This window comes from Achromobacter xylosoxidans, from assembly GCF_001457475.1.
Classification (GTDB): domain Bacteria; phylum Pseudomonadota; class Gammaproteobacteria; order Burkholderiales; family Burkholderiaceae_B; genus Achromobacter; species Achromobacter xylosoxidans.
Genome location: NZ_LN831029.1, coordinates 2,235,912 through 2,251,228, shown reverse-complemented (window position 1 = coordinate 2,251,228; position 15,317 = coordinate 2,235,912). Strand labels below are relative to the sequence as shown.

General features: G+C 66.8%; 12 protein-coding genes. 5 read left to right on the top strand and 7 right to left on the bottom strand.

Annotated features, from left to right (window positions below):
• Positions 1–92 precede the first annotated feature (92 nt).
• The 7 genes from AT699_RS10105 to leuC form a co-directional block, all read right to left on the bottom strand.
• Positions 93–1,187 (bottom strand): TRAP transporter substrate-binding protein, encoded by a 1,095-nt coding sequence (locus AT699_RS10105; protein WP_006387956.1) that lies wholly within the window; start codon positions 1,185–1,187, stop codon positions 93–95.
• A 36-nt stretch (positions 1,188–1,223) separates the two neighbouring features.
• Positions 1,224–2,045 (bottom strand): tRNA pseudouridine(38-40) synthase TruA, encoded by an 822-nt coding sequence (truA, locus tag AT699_RS10100; RefSeq protein ID WP_045953095.1) that lies wholly within the window; start codon positions 2,043–2,045, stop codon positions 1,224–1,226.
• 3 nt (positions 2,046–2,048) lie between these two features.
• Positions 2,049–3,953 carry a type IV pilus assembly protein FimV gene (locus AT699_RS10095; RefSeq protein ID WP_058207281.1) on the bottom strand — a complete coding sequence of 635 codons (1,905 nt, stop codon included), beginning with the start codon at positions 3,951–3,953 and terminating at the stop codon, positions 2,049–2,051.
• A 263-nt stretch (positions 3,954–4,216) separates the two neighbouring features.
• On the bottom strand, positions 4,217–5,347 hold the full coding sequence (gene asd / locus AT699_RS10090) for an aspartate-semialdehyde dehydrogenase (protein WP_006387952.1): 1,131 nt from the start codon (positions 5,345–5,347) through the stop codon (positions 4,217–4,219).
• Positions 5,348–5,578: 231 nt separating this feature from the next.
• Positions 5,579–6,655: a 3-isopropylmalate dehydrogenase gene (gene leuB / locus AT699_RS10085; protein WP_006387951.1), complete on the bottom strand. Its 1,077-nt coding sequence runs from the start codon at positions 6,653–6,655 to the stop codon at positions 5,579–5,581.
• A 37-nt stretch (positions 6,656–6,692) separates the two neighbouring features.
• Entirely contained in the window at positions 6,693–7,343 is a 651-nt protein-coding gene (leuD, locus tag AT699_RS10080) for a 3-isopropylmalate dehydratase small subunit (protein ID WP_006387950.1), read from the bottom strand.
• Between the two features lie 22 nt (positions 7,344–7,365).
• Complete coding sequence (gene leuC, locus AT699_RS10075) at positions 7,366–8,769, bottom strand: 3-isopropylmalate dehydratase large subunit (RefSeq protein ID WP_006387949.1); 1,404 nt, start codon at positions 8,767–8,769, stop codon at positions 7,366–7,368.
• Between the two features lie 513 nt (positions 8,770–9,282).
• Here leuC and AT699_RS10070 point away from each other — a divergent pair.
• From AT699_RS10070 to AT699_RS10050, 5 genes are read left to right on the top strand one after another with little or no spacing between them, the layout of a single operon-like run.
• Positions 9,283–10,797, top strand: a complete 1,515-nt coding sequence (locus AT699_RS10070; protein WP_024068383.1) for a TolC family outer membrane protein — start codon at positions 9,283–9,285, stop codon at positions 10,795–10,797.
• Positions 10,798–10,820: 23 nt separating this feature from the next.
• Positions 10,821–11,033, top strand: a complete 213-nt coding sequence (locus tag AT699_RS10065; RefSeq protein ID WP_006387947.1) for a hypothetical protein — start codon at positions 10,821–10,823, stop codon at positions 11,031–11,033.
• Complete coding sequence (locus AT699_RS10060; protein ID WP_024068382.1) at positions 11,017–13,182, top strand: type I secretion system permease/ATPase; 2,166 nt, start codon at positions 11,017–11,019, stop codon at positions 13,180–13,182. Before AT699_RS10065 ends, AT699_RS10060 begins: the two co-directional genes overlap by 17 nt.
• A gap of 7 nt (positions 13,183–13,189) precedes the next feature.
• Positions 13,190–14,626, top strand: a complete 1,437-nt coding sequence (locus AT699_RS10055) for an HlyD family type I secretion periplasmic adaptor subunit (protein WP_006387945.1) — start codon at positions 13,190–13,192, stop codon at positions 14,624–14,626.
• Positions 14,627–14,645: 19 nt separating this feature from the next.
• Entirely contained in the window at positions 14,646–15,302 is a 657-nt protein-coding gene (locus AT699_RS10050) for a helix-turn-helix transcriptional regulator (RefSeq protein ID WP_049053714.1), read from the top strand.
• Positions 15,303–15,317 lie beyond the last annotated feature (15 nt).

Here is a 15,317-nt window from a genome sequence, read left to right as displayed (position 1 = left end):
GGAATTCACCGCTTGTGTCGCTCGGCGCGACAGGTCCGATCAGTATAAGGGAACGCTCTCCGGCCCCGGCGCGCCGGCCCGGCCAGGCGCGTTCAGGCGGCCGGCTGGCCCAGCGTGGCCATGAGCGAATCGAAGCTGCCCTCGGCCACGCGGAACCAGGGGATTTCCTTGTCGCGAAAGGCGGTCATGCTTTCGTACAGCTTCTTGAACATGGGATCCTTGCCGCTCAACTCCTGGTAGAGCTTGAGCGCGGCCTCGTGGGCGGCTTGCAGCATCGGCCTGGGGAAAGCCTTGAGCTGCGCGCCGCGCTGCACCAGCCGGCGCAGGGCGTCGGGATTGCCGGCGTCGTACTTTGCGATCATGTTGGAAGTGGCCATCCGCGAGGCCAGCTCCAGCGCCGCCTGGTAGGACTTGGGCAATTCGTCGTGCGCGTCCTGATTGACGTACAGCGACAACTGCAACGTGCCCGCCCACCAGCCAGGAAAATAGTAGTTCCGGGCGACCTTGTAGAGCGCGAGGCTCTCGTCATCGTGCGGACCGATCCAGGCCACCGCATCGACGCCGCCCTGCTCCAGCGCCGCATAGGTATCGGCGATCGGCAGGTCCACCGGCGCGGCGCCCATGCGGGCCAACACCTGGCGGGCGAAACCGCCGGCCTTGACCTTCAGGCCGCGCAGGTCGTCCACCGTCTTGACCTCGCCGCGAAACCAGCCGCCCATCTGGGCGCCGGTAAAGCCGCAGGGAAAGTTGAGGATGTTGTATTTGTCGAACAACACGCGGGTCAGCGCCAGCCCCTCGCCCTGGATCATCCAGGCATTCATCTGCCGGGTATTCAGGCCGAATGGCACGCCAGCATCGAAGCACAATGCGGGATCGGTATCGAAGAACCGGGTCGACGCGGTGTGGCCGCATTCGACGACGCGCTGTTGCACCGCGTCCAACACCTGGCCGGCGTCCACCAGATCACCGGCGGAGAATATCTCGATGCGGAACTTGCCGTCGGTGACGTCGCCGACATAGCGCGCCACGTCCTCGGCGCCGGCGAACAGCGTCGGCGACTCGTTGGGGAAGCTCGATGCCAGCCGCCACGAAACCGCCGGCGCATCCTGCGCATACGCCGGCGCGGCGATCACGGCGCCGCTCGCGGCCCCCAGGGCGGTTCGTTTCAAAAACGCGCGGCGTTGCATGAGACAGGCCTCCATTGGGCGCCGGCCGGCGTCCGGCTAGGGCGGGTTGCCCGACGGTCGGGTGAAGGGCGACAGCAACAGGGCTCCGCCATCCAGCTCGTCCAGGCCGAACTCGTCCGGGTAATCGATGGCCGACAGATACAGGCCATCGGGAGAAAACGTGGGCGCGCCGCGCCGGCGGTCGCGCCATGAAAGCAGTTGCGCCATCCAGTCCACCGACTCGCGCCCCTGCCCAATCTGCAGCAACGCGCCCATGATGTTGCGCACCATGTGATGCAGGAACGCGTTGGCCCGCAGCGTGAACACCAGGAACGGACCGCGCTCGTCGATGTCGAGCCGATGCATGATGCGCACCGGGTGTTTGGCCTGGCACTGCGAGGAACGAAAACTGGAAAAATCGTGCTCGCCCAGCAAGGCGTTCGCTGCGCCGCGCATGGCATCCACATCCAGGGGCTGGTAGCACCACCCGGCGCGGCCGGCCCAAAGAGCGGGACGCACCCGGCCTCGCCACAGCAGGTAGACGTAAGTCCGGGCGCGGGCCGAAAACCGGGCGTGGAACGCGTCCGGCACCGCCTTGGCCCATTGTACGGAAATGCTGGAGGGCAGGAAGGCATTCACGCCGCGCACCCAGGATTCCATGCGGCGATCGAGCGTGGTGTCGAGATGGATAACCTGCATCGCGCCATGCACGCCGGTGTCTGTGCGGCCGGCGCAGATGGTGGGGACCGCGTCCGTCACGCCACAGAACTGCGCCAGCGCGGCCTCCAGTGTGTCCTGCACCGTCTGCCGGTGCGGCTGGGTCTGCCAACCCTGCCAGGCGGAGCCGTCGTATGCCAGCCCCATTGCAACTCTAGGCATCGTTCAAATCCGGGGACCGCCAACCGGGCGCGGTTCGTCCGTGGGCGGTTCGTCCAGGTCGAGGCTGATGGAATCGAGCTTGCGGTTCAGCGCCGCGGTGTCCAGCACCGGCTCGTTATAGGCGTAGGTTTCCTCGTCGTCATCGCCGCGCCGCGCGCCCGCGCGTCGCAGCACCCAGGCGATGGCGAAAGCGATCAGCGCCAGCACGGCGGTGACGATGACGAGAAGGTTGTCGGCCAACCAGGCCGGCATCGAAGAAGTCAAATCCTTATCCTTGTTCTTGTCGGCCGACGCCTGCGCGGCGGCCTTGTCCTGTTGCGCAGCGGCCGTCGACGGACCGGCGGCGCCGGGCGTGCCGGAGAGGCCCGGCGCTCCCGTGGCGCCGACGGCGCCAGGGGTGCCCGGTGCGCCTGCGGCACCCGTTGCGCCGGGCGAGCCCGATGCGCCCGCCGCGCCAGTCGCGCCAGGCGTGCCCGATGCACCCGCCGCGCCAGTCGCGCCAGGCGTACCCGATGCGCCCGCCGCTCCGGTCGCGCCAGGCGTGCCCGATGCACCTGCCGCGCCAGTCGCGCCAGGCGTACCCGATGCACCCGCCGCGCCAGTCGCGCCAGGCGTACCCGATGCACCCGCCGCGCCAGTCGCGCCAGGCGTACCCGATGCACCCGCCGCGCCAGTCGCGCCAGGCGTACCCGATGCACCCGCCGCGCCAGTCGCGCCAGGCGTACCGGATGCACCCGCCGCTCCGGTCGCGCCAGGCGTACCGGATGCACCCGCCGCTCCGGTCGCGCCAGGCGTACCGGATGCACCCGCCGCTCCGGTCGAACCAGGCGTGCCCGCAGCCCCCGCAGCGCCAGGAGTGCCAGTGGCGCCCCCCTGCCCCGCGACGGCCTTGTTCAATTCATCGACATTGCTCTGCAACTGATTCACGCGGCCCTGGGCATCCGCCATGGCTCGTGCGTCGGAGGCGCGCTGATCAGCCTGCGCATCGGCCTGGGCTGTCGCGCCGCCTTGGGCCTGGCCGGAGGACAGGCGCACCCGGTCCTGCGGCTGGGACGCCGTGGCCACGCCCGTGTCGCCGGGACGGGCCACCGTGCCGGAAGCGGCATCCTGGCCCTTGACCACCGAGGGGTTGGCGCCGGCCGCCGCGCCCAGACGGGCCCGGTAGCGGGCGAACGCTTCGGCGTGCTCGTTGAAAATACGGCGCGCCTCCGCCGGATCGACGGCGCGCACGGTCGCCGCGTCGGGAATCGCCAGTTTCTGCCCGGCCCGCACCAGATTCATGTTGCCCTGGATGAACGCATCGGGATTGGCGCGCCACAACGCCACCAACATCTGGTAGATCGAGGCGTTCGGCACCGCATTGCGCTGGGCAATCGCAAACAGCGTGTCGCCCGACTTCACGTTGACCGACCCCGCCGTGCCGCTGGCGCGGCTCGGCGTGCCAACGGCCGCGGGCGAAACCTCGGCGCCCGCGCCCCGCAACGGCACCAGGATGCTGACCTGCACCTGCCGCTGGCCCGAGCTGGAGCTGATGTCCAGCAGCAGGTCGACCGCGCCGCCGGACGGCGCCTGCGTCGACCGCACCCGCAGGTTCTTGCGGGTCGGATCCATCCCATCCTCGACCCTCACCACCAGGCTGGCCAGCGGCGCGGGCGGTTTCAGGCCCGCGCGTTGCCACGAAGCCTCGTCGGCCACCGACACCCGCAGCGACGCGATTTCGTCGGGTGTGAGTTCCTGCAATCCCACCAGCGCCTGCAAGGGCGCGCCCGGGGCCGAGACCACCCGCGAATGCCCGACCCGCATGGCCAACGCCGGGCTGCAAGCGCTCGCGCCGATCGCCAGCGCGATCGCCCACTGGAGGGCCTTCAAACGGCGGGCATGCTTCACTTGGCGCGAACGCTGGGTCATAAGCTGGAATTCCGTTCTTGTCGTCGAATGGTCGGGCGGAGGCTGTTCGCGGCGAACGCGTGAGAACAAGCCTCAATTCACCGGAAAAGTGTAATGGATCGAGCGCGTTTCACAAACCTGAAAGGCGCATCGGCGTTGGCTGGCCGGCACATTGCCGGCCGCGTCCGATGCGCTGATGACCCGGCGCAAACGACAAAGGCACCCGAAGGTGCCTTTGCGATACGGCCTCGTCGCGAGCGGGCGGCCACGCCGCCCGCCAGGCCTCAGGCTTCGGCCAGCGCGATGCGCAGCATGCGGCGCAGCGGCTCGGCGGCGCCCCACAGCAGCTGGTCGCCGACGGTGAAGGCGCTGAGGTATTGCGGGCCCATCGACATCTTGCGCAGGCGGCCCACCGGGATGTCCAGCGTGCCGGTGACCGCGACCGGGGTCAACTCGCGGATGGTCTCTTCCTTGCTGTTGGGGATGACCTTGGCCCACTGCGTGCCCTGGGCGATCAGCGCTTCGATCTCGTCCAGCGGCAGGTCGCGCTTGAGCTTGATGGTCAGCGCCTGGCTGTGGCAGCGCATCGCGCCGATGCGCACGCACAGGCCGTCGATCGGGGTGGCGGCGGTGCCGAAGGCGGCGCCACGGCCGAGGATCTTGTTGGTCTCGACCTCGCCCTTCCACTCTTCCTTGGACATGCCGTTGCCCAGGTCCTTGTCGATCCAGGGAATCAGGCTGCCGCCCAGCGGCACGCCGAAGTGCTCGTGGGGCAGCGCGGCGTCCTTCTGCTTGGCCAGGATGCCGCGGTCGATTTCCAGGATGGCCGAGGCCGGATCGTCCAGCAGCGGCTTGACGGCGTGGTTCAGCTCGCCGAACTGGGTCAGCAGTTCGCGCATGTGCTGCGCGCCGCCACCGGAAGCGGCCTGGTACGTCATGGTGGTCATCCACTCGACCAGGTCGTTGTTGAACAGGCCGGCCAGGCCCATCAGCATGCAGCTGACCGTGCAGTTGCCGCCGATGAAATTGCGCACGCCGCGCTTGAGCGCCGCGTCGATCACGGGACGGTTGACCGGGTCCAGCACGATAATGGCGTCATCGGCCATGCGCAGCGTGCTGGCGGCGTCGATCCAGATGCCGTTCCAGCCCGCGCCGCGCAGCTTCGGGTAGACCTCGGAGGTGTAGTCGCCACCTTGCGCCGTCACGATGATCGGCAGTTTTTTCAGAGCGTCAATGTTGTAGGCGTCTTGCAGCGGGCCCGCGCCAGTCGCCCAAGTGGGGGCGGCGCCGCCGGCGTTGCTGGTGGAGAAAAACACCGGTTCGATCAGTGCGAAGTCGTTCTCGTCGCGCATGCGTTGCATGAGCACCGAGCCGACCATACCGCGCCAGCCGACAAGGCCTACTGCTTGATTCATTTCAATCGCTCTTTAAAGGTGGGGACAAGGTGTGGTGAAAAAACGTGCAAGAACCCAACAATTTATCAGAATGCACGCATGGATGTTGCGGCGCAGCTTGAAAAAACGGGGCCGCAATCAAAGCCACCCTGCTTTCGCGGCGCCGCGGCAACATCGACATGAAAAAGGGCCGCCCCTGCGGGCAGCCCCTGGAATCGGGACAGCGCCGCAAGAGCGCGTCCCTTGCAGGCATCAGGCCAGGGCTTTGAGGACGGCGTCGCCCATGCCCGAGGTGCTGACCTTGGTGGTGCCGGGTTCGAAGATGTCGGCGGTGCGCAGGCCATCGGCCAGCACGCGGCGCACCGCGGCTTCGATGCGGTCGGCCTGCGGCGCCAGGTTCAGCGAGTAGCGCAGCAGCATGGCGGCCGACAGGATGGTCGCCAGCGGATTGGCGATGCCTTGGCCGGCGATGTCGGGCGCCGAGCCGTGGCTGGGCTCGTACAGGCCCTGGCCGCCGGCGTTCAGCGAGGCCGACGGCAGCATGCCGATGGAGCCGGTCAGCATGGCGGCCTCGTCCGACAGGATGTCGCCGAACAGGTTGCCGGTGACGATCACGTCGAACTGGCGCGGGTTGCGCACCAGCTGCATGGCGGCGTTGTCGACGTACATGTGCGACAGCTCGACGTCCGGATACTCGCGCGCCACTTCGATGACGATGTCGCGCCAGAACTGCGAGGTCTCGAGCACGTTGGCCTTGTCGACGCTGCACAGCTTCTTGTTGCGCTTCTGGGCGGATTCGAAGCCGATGCGGGCGATGCGGCGCACTTCCGATTCGGCATAGCGCATCGTGTCGTAGCCTTCGCGTTCGCCGGCAAAAGCGCCGTCCGGCGACGAGCGCACGCCGCGCGGCGTGCCGAAATAGATGTCGCCGGTCAATTCGCGGATGATCAGGATGTCCAGGCCGGACACGATCTCGGGCTTGAGCGACGAGGCGCTGGCCAGCTCGGGATACAGGATGGCGGGACGCAGGTTGGCGAACAGGCCGAGCGCCTTGCGCAGGCCCAGGATGGCCTGCTCGGGGCGGAATTCGCGCGGCAGGCTGTCGTACTTCCAGTCGCCGACGGCGCCGAACAACACGGCGTGCGATTCCTTGGCCAGCTTCAGCGTGGCCGGGGGCAGCGGGTGCTCGAACTCGTCGAAGGCGGCGCCGCCGACGGCGGCCTGCTTGATATCGAACGGCACGTCCAGCGCCTTCAGGACGCGCACGGCCTGTTCGACGATTTCGGGGCCGATGCCGTCACCCGGCAAGACTGCGATGTTGTGAGTCATGGAAAAAACGGTCCTGTGATCGGTATGAAGGGAGCTGTCAGGCGATCGGCCGGCTTTCCAGCCAGGGATGGCGGGCCAGGCGCTCGGCCTCGAAGGCGCGGATCTTGTCGGCGTGGCGCAGGGTCAGGCCGATATCGTCGAAGCCGTTCAGCAGGCAGTACTTGCGGAACGGCTCGATGTCGAACTTCATGGCGCGGCCGTCGGCCGCCACCACTTCCTGGCGCTCCAGGTCGATGTTGAGCTTGTAGCCGGGGAAGGCCTTCACTTCGTCGAACAGGCGCGCCACTTCGAGCTCGGACAGCACGATGGGCAGCAGGCCGTTCTTGAAGCTGTTGTTGAAAAAGATGTCGGCGTACGACGGCGCGATGATGGCGCGGAAACCGAACTGGGTCAGGGCCCAGGGCGCGTGCTCGCGGCTCGAGCCGCAACCGAAGTTCTTGCGCGCCAGCAGCACCGAGGCGCCCTGGTAGCGCGGCTGGTTCAGCACGAAATCGGGGTTGAGCGGGCGCTTGCTGTTGTCCATGCCCGGTTCGCCGTGGTCCAGGTAGCGCAATTCGTCGAACAGGTTCGGGCCGAAGCCGGTGCGCTTGATGGACTTGAGGAACTGCTTGGGGATGATGAGGTCCGTGTCGACGTTTTCGCGGTCGAGCGGAGCCACCAGGCCTTCGTGAGTGGTGAATGCTTGCATGATGTCGGTACTCGGTGGGCGCTTAACGGAACGTGCGGACGTCGACGAAGTGGCCGGCCACGGCGGCGGCCGCGGCCATCGCCGGGCTCACCAGGTGGGTGCGGCCACCCTGGCCCTGGCGGCCTTCGAAGTTGCGGTTCGAGGTCGAGGCACAGCGCTCGCCCGGCTCGAGCCGGTCGGCGTTCATGGCCAGGCACATCGAGCAGCCCGGCTCGCGCCATTCGAAGCCGGCCTCGATGAAGATCTTGTCCAGGCCTTCGCGCTCGGCCTGCTGCTTGACCAGCCCGGAACCCGGCACCACCATGGCCTGGCGCACGTTGGAGGCCACGTGCTTGCCGCGCGCCACGACGGCGGCGGCGCGCAGGTCCTCGATGCGCGAGTTGGTGCAGGAGCCGATGAAGACGCGGTCCACGCGGATGTCGGTCAGCGGCGTATTGGGCTTGAGGCCCATGTATTCGAGCGCGCGTTCCATGCCGCTGCGGCGCACGTCGTCTTTTTCGCGGTCGGGGTCCGGCACGCGCGAGTCGACCGGCAGCACCATTTCGGGCGAGGTGCCCCAGGTGACCTGCGGCTTGATGTCGCGGGCGTTGACTTCGACCACGGTGTCGAACTTGGCGCCTGCGTCGGTATGCAGCGTGCGCCAGTAGGCCACGGCGTGGTCCCACAGCACGCCGGACGGCGCGAACGGACGGCCGCGGAAGTATTCGATGGTCTTGTCGTCGACGGCGACCATGCCGGAGCGGGCGCCGGCCTCGATGGCCATGTTGCAGACCGTCATGCGGCCTTCGACCGACAGCGCGCGGATGGTGCTGCCGGCGAATTCGATGGCGTGGCCGGTGCCGCCGGCGGTGCCGATGATGCCGATGACGTGCAGCACGACGTCCTTGGCCGTACAGCCGAACGGCAGTTCACCTTCGACCTTGATCAGCATGCTCTTGGCCTTCTTCATGAGCAGCGTCTGCGTGGCCAGCACGTGTTCGACCTCGGACGTGCCGATGCCGAACGCCAGCGCGCCCAGCGCGCCGTGCGTGCTGGTGTGCGAATCGCCACAGACCACGGTCATGCCCGGCAGGGTGGCGCCCTGCTCCGGCCCGATGACGTGGACGATGCCCTGGCGCAGGTCGTTCATGCGGAATTCGGTGATGCCGTACTTGTCGCAGTTGGCGTCGAGCGTGTCGACCTGCAGGCGCGAGATGGGGTCGTCGATGCCCTGGGCGCGGTTCATCGTCGGCACGTTGTGGTCGGCGACCGCCAGGTTGGCGCCGTTGCGCCACGGCTTGCGCTCGGCGATGGCCAGGCCTTCGAACGCCTGCGGGCTGGTCACTTCATGCAGCAAGTGGCGATCGATATAGAGCAGACAGGTGCCGTCTGATTCCTGGTGGACGATGTGGGCGTCCCAGAGTTTGTCGTAAAGGGTTTGGGCCATGGATGCGCTCTGCAAATAGACAATCCGGCTGGTGCCTGGCGCGAAGAAACCAAACGTTCCCGCGCCGGCCGCTGCGGCATGGAAGAATTATGCACAGCGACCAAACCTAGTACAAGCACACCGGCAATACTAGTACATGCAATACCACCATGCCTCGATCCTCGACATCGGTTCACGGTTTCCGCGCGTGGATTCCGGCGAAAAGCGGCAGATAATCGGCGAGCGCAATATAAAAACAATTTAGATACAAAAGACGCAAGCAGGTATAATCAAGTTTCAATGTGGCAAAGCAGAAACCGAAATAATGCGACATAAAACGCATTAATAGTTTTTGATTAATCCGTCCATGTTGAATTTCGCGCAAATCACGTCAATTGTCGTGATTTACGTGAAACAAATCCCGACGGGCCGGCAAACATCCGTCAAGAATTAACAAATCTTGACTCGTCAATTCTGACATTTGCACACAATATGCCGGCTACTAATCCCAAACTTGACTCGCGAATAATCCCTATGTCTTCGTTTCTGCTTAAGACCTCGGTTTCCGCCCTGGCGTTGGCATTCGTTCCTGTCACCTTTGCCCAGCCCGCCGCGGCGGATTCCAGCACTGCGGCGCCCGCCCCGGGCGTCACGACGTTGAACCAGATTGTTGAACAGACCCTGCTCAGCAACCCCGAAATCCAGGCGAAATACCACGATTTCCAGGCGTCGCTGGAAGGCCAGGCAGTGGCGCGCGGCGCGTTCTTCCCGCAAGTCAACGCGTTGGGCTATGTCGGCCGCGAATACCGCAACAACGTCCCCGGCGTCGGCTCGCAGAACTGGAACCGCCCCGGCTACAACTTCGAACTGCGCCAGCTGATTTTCGACGGCTTCCGCACCAGCAACGACGTCAAGCAGGCCGGGTTCGACAAGCTGGCGCGTTTCTATGACGTGCTGGCCACCAGCGACAGCACCGCCCTGGCCGCCGTGCAGGCCTATATCGACCTGCAGCGCTACCGCGACATGGAACTGCTGGCCCGCCAGAATTATTCGCTGCACGAGGAAACCCTCAAGCAGATCGGCCAGCGCACGGAATCCGGCGTGGGCCGGCGCGTCGACCTGGAACAGGCCGGCGGCCGCCTGGCGCTGGCCCAGACCAACCTGATGACCGAAACCACCAACCTGCTGGACGTGCAGCAGCGCTTCCAGCGCGTGACCGGCGCCCTGCCGCCCGAGTCGATGCAGCCGGTGCCGGACATCTCCGACAAGCTGCCGACCAAGCCCGGCAACTTCAACGAGTCGCTGCGCCGCAACCCCAGCTTCCTGTCCAAGCAGGCCGCCCTGCAGGCGGCGGAAGCGGGCGTGGCCTCCTCCAAGGGCGCGTTCTCGCCCAAGTTCGAATTCGTCGCCGCCACCGGCCGCGACCAGAACGACCCGACGCCGGAAAACCGCAACATCCGCAGCTCCAGCGTCCAGGTGGTCATGAACTACAACCTGTACCGCGGCGGCGCCGATTCGGCCCGGGTGCGCCAGACGGCGGCCCAATCCTACGCGGCCCGCGACGTGCGCGACTATACCTGCCGCAACGTGCAGCAGGACCTGGCCGTGGCCTGGAACAACATCACCAGCCTGCAGGAAAAGCTGCCCTTCCTGCGCGACCACGAAATGGCCACGGCCAAGGTGCGCGATGCCTATCGCCAGCAGTTCCAGATTGGCCAACGCACCCTGCTCGACCTGCTCAACACCGAAAACGAACTGTTCGAATCGCGCCGGGCCCTGACCAACGCGGTCTATGACCTGAGGCTGGCCCAGTATCGCTGGCTGGCGCTTTCGCATAAGCTGCTGCCGGCGCTGACGCTGCAGCCCGCGCGCAACGAAATGCCCGAGGAAAATGGCAAGCTGGTGGTGTCCGACGATGTCATCCGCCTGTGCAATTCCACGGTGCCCGATTCGGCGCGGCTGACGCCAGTGCGTGTGCAATACAACGAAGGCACCCTGCCGCCCACGCTGGTGCCGCTGAACGCGCCCGCCGCCCAGGCCCGTCCCTGACGAGGCGCGCGCAAGGAGGCCATATGGCTACAGAGGACAACGACTTTTCACGGTTGGATGCGGACTTCGTCCGCGTGTTGGAAGACTTGATCGACGCCTTGATCGCCAATGGCACCTTGCGCATGACGGACCTGCCGATACAGGCCCAGCAAAAACTCACCCAGCGCAAGCAACAGCGCGCGCGACTCTCGGAGCATCTGGACCTGCTGGATGACGATGATGGACAAGTTATCTGACGCCGCCGCCCGGGAATGGCGCGCCGACGCGCGCGCCGCGCATGACGACCCGCTGCTGGACTGCCTGGTCGAGATCACCCGGCTGCACGGCGTGGCGGCCACCGCGCAGGCGCTGTCCGCCGGCCTGCCGCTGGAATCGCATCGCCTGACCCCGGCCCTGCTGCCGCGAGCGGCGGCGCGCGCGCAGTTGTCGGCGCGCGTGGTCAAGCGCCCGCTGGACGGCCTGCCGTCGGACCTGTTGCCGGCCATCCTGCTGCTGAATGGCGAGCGGGCCTGCCTGCTGCTCAAGAGGGATGGCGACAAGTGCGTGATCAGCCATCCCGAGCTCGGCGGCAGCGCGGTCGAGATGAGCGCGGCCGAGCTGGACGCGCAATACACTGGCCTGGTCTGTTTCGTGCGGCCGCAGTTCCGCTTCGACGCGCGCGCGCCGGAAGTGGCCAAGGTGCGCGAACGCCACTGGTTCTGGGCCGCCATCATGGAAAACCGGCGCCTGTACCGCGACGCGCTCATCGCCGCGCTGCTGATCAACATCTTCGCGATGGCGATGCCGCTGTTCACCATGAACGTGTATGACCGCGTGGTGCCCAACAACGCCGTCGAGACGCTCTGGGTGCTGGCGCTGGGCATCACCCTGGTGGTGATCTTCAACATGATCCTGAGCACGGCGCGCTCGCACGTGGTCGACAGCGCCAGCAAGCGCGTCGACGTGCGCCTGTCGGCGCAGATCATGGAACGGGTGCTGGACCTGCGCATGGAAGGCCGCCCGGTGTCGGTCGGCTCGTTCGCCGCCAACCTGCGCTCGTTCGAATCGATCCGCGACTTCATCGCCTCGGCCACCATCACCACGCTGGTGGACCTGCCCTTCATCCTGCTGTTCCTGGCCGCGCTGGCCTGGATCTCGCCATGGATGGTGCTGCCGCCGGTGGTGGCGATCGTGCTGATCCTGGTGGTGTCACTGGCCGCGCAGGCGCGCATGGAAGCGCTGACGATGGCTTCTTTCCAGGCTTCGTCGCAGCGCAATGCCACCCTGGTCGAGGCCCTGACGGGGCTGGAAGCGGTCAAGACCCTCAACGCCCAGGGCGCAATCCAGCGCAACTGGGAGCGTTCCACCGAGTTCATCGCGCAGACGGGCGGCAAGCTCAAGCTGATCTCGTCGTCCACCGTGGGCTTCGTGCAGGCGGTGCAGCAGCTGGTGTCGATCGCGGTCGTGATCATCGGCGTGTACCTGGCGCAGGATTCGGCCCTATCGATGGGCGGCATCATCGCCGCCTCGATGATCGCCGGCCGCTGCCTGGCCCCGCTGGGCCAGGTGGCCGGCCTGCTGATGCAATACCAGAATGCCCGCACCTCGCTGGGTTCGATCGACAACTACATGAAGCTGCCGATCGAACGCCCGGCCGAGGCCGAGTTCCTGCACCGCCCGGTGTTCCATGGCGGCCTGGAATTCCGCGACGTCAGCTTCACCTACCCGGGCAGCACCCAGCCGGTGCTCAAGAAGGTGTCCTTCAAGCTCAAGCCGGGCGAAAAGGTCGGCATCATCGGCCGCATCGGCTCAGGCAAGACCACGCTGGAAAAGCTGGCCTTGGCGCTGTTCCAGCCGACCGAGGGCGCGGTCCTGCTGGACGGCGTGGACGTGCGCCAGATCGACCCGGCCGACGTGCGCCGCGCCATCGGCCACGTGCCGCAGGACCCGCTGCTGTTCTACGGCAGCCTCAAGCACAACCTGGCGATGGGCGCGCCCTACGCCGACGACGCCAGCATCCTGGTGGCGGCCAACATGGCCGGCGTGACCGAGTTCGCCAACCTGCACCCGAACGGCTTCGACATGCTCATCGGCGAGCGCGGCGAGTCGCTGTCGGGCGGCCAGCGCCAGTCGGTGGCGGTGGCGCGAGCGCTGATCAACGATCCGCCCATCCTGCTGCTGGACGAACCCAGCAGCAACATGGATCACCAGAGCGAGGCCCAGCTGCGCCGCCGCCTGGGCGAAGCCAGCGCCAACAAGACCATCCTGCTGGTGACGCACCGCACCGCCCTGCTGGAACTGGTCGATCGCCTGATCGTCATCGATAACGGCCACATCGTGGCCGATGGCCCCAAGGAACAGGTCGTCGAAGCCCTGCGCCAGGGGCGCGTCGGACGCGGAAGCTGAGAGCCGCATGGACAACACCACCGCCATCCCGAAACCCGCCCTTGCCCGGCCCGGCCTGCTCAAGCGGCTGTGGCTGCGCATACGCGGCGTCTTCATTTACTTCTTCGACCGCCTGCTCGACGGCGCCGAGAAAGGCAAACCCAAGGCGCGCACCGACTACGTCGGCAACGCCGAATGGGTCATCCACGAATCGCAGGCGCGCGGCGCCCGCGTGCTGCTGTGGACCAGCCTGCTGGCCGTCTTCCTGCTGCTGCTGTGGGCGGCCTTCGGCTATATCGACGAAGTCGTGCGCGGCGAAGGCAAGGTCGTGCCCTCGCGCCAGGTACAGATCATCCAGAGCCTGGACGGCGGCATCGTCGAGGAAATCCTGGTCAAGCCCGGCCAGGAGGTCGAGGCTGGCCAGATCCTGCTGAAGATCGATTCCACCCGCTTCGCCTCGTCGCTGGGCGAAAACAATGCCGAATACCTGTCGCTGCTGGCCAAGTCGGCGCGCCTGAAGGCGCTGGCCACGGGCGAACCCTTCGTCGCGCCCGAAGAAGTGCTGAAGCAGGCGCCCGGCCTGGCCGAAATGGAGCGCAACGCCTGGCAGGCCCGCACCACCGAACTGAACGCCACCGTCAACGTCGCCCGCGAACAGCTCAAGCAGCGCCAGGAAGAACTGCGCGAGACCATCGCCAAGCGCGACCAGGCGTCGGCCAGCTGCGGCCTGACCTCGCGCGAATTGCAGGTGACCCGGCCGCTGCTCAAGAGCGGCGCGGTGTCCGAGGTCGACCTGCTGCGCCTGCAACGCGACGTGGCCCGCTACTGCGGCGAACAGAAAGGCGCCGAGGCCCAGATCGACCGCATCCAGGCCTCCATCAAGGAAGCCCAGAGCAAGCTCGAGGAATCCGAGCTGAACATCCGCAACCAGGCCCGCAACGAGTTGTCCGAGACCAACACCAAGCTGTCGACCCTGCGCGAGGGCAAGCTGGCCCTGGCCGACCGCGTCAAGCTGGCCGAAGTGCGCGCCCCGGTGCGCGGCACGGTCAAGACGCTGTTCAACAACACCGTGGGCGGCGTGGTCCAGCCGGGCAAGGACATCATCGAGATCGTGCCCAAGGACGACACCCTGCTGCTGGAGGTGCGCATCCTGCCGCGCGACATCGGCTTCCTGCACCCCGACCAGAAGGCGGAGGTCAAGTTCACCGCCTACGACTTCGCCATCTATGGCGGGCTGGAAGGCAAGGTCGAGCAGATCGGCGCCGACACCGTGACCGACGAGAAAGGCAATTCCTATTACGTGGTGCGGGTCCGCACGGACCGCAGCACGGTGGGCGACAAGAACCTGCCCATCATCCCCGGGATGGTGGCCGAGGTCCACGTCCTGACCGGCAAGCGCACCGTGTTGCAGTACCTGCTCAAGCCGGTGCTGCGCGCGAAGGCCAACGCCTTTACCGAGCGTTAGAGGAGAGCGAGAAGGCTTTATGAAATCCGTTCCCGTCTTGTTGATTACGCACGACGACCTGTTGTGGCAGCACTGGCGCGCCCTGGATCCGGCGCGCTGGCTGGCGGCCCGCGGGCGCGGCCTGGCGGACCTGCAGCGCTGGCGCGAGCAGGGCCGCGCCCTGGCGGTGGTGGACACCGACCTGCCGCGACTGCCGTCCTGGCAGGACCCCGCCTGGAATGCCCAGCTCGCCGGGCTGCAGGTGGTGGTGGCCAGCGCCAGCCCCAACGACGAACAGGGCGCCCAGGCGCTGGGCGCCGGCGCTTTGGGGTATTGCCACAGCTACGCCCCGGCGCCGGCCCTGGCGCAGGCGCTGGAGGTAGTCGCCTCCGGCGGCATCTGGATGGGTCGTTCGTTGGTGACGCGCCTGCTGCGGCTGGTCACGGAGCGCGCGCAGGACAGCCGGTCCTGGGACAACGGCACCCTGACCGAGCGTGAAACCACCGTGGCGCGCTACGCCGCCAGCGGCCAGTCCAACGCCCAGATCGCCGACGCGCTCGGCATCACCGAGCGCACCGTCAAGGCCCACCTGTCGGCGGTCTTCGAAAAACTCGAGGTGACCGACCGCCTGCAACTGGCGCTGCGGGTGCACGGCATCTCGGCGCCGGCCGATACGCGCAGCAAAATCCCCTCGTGAACCTGTCCTCGAGGA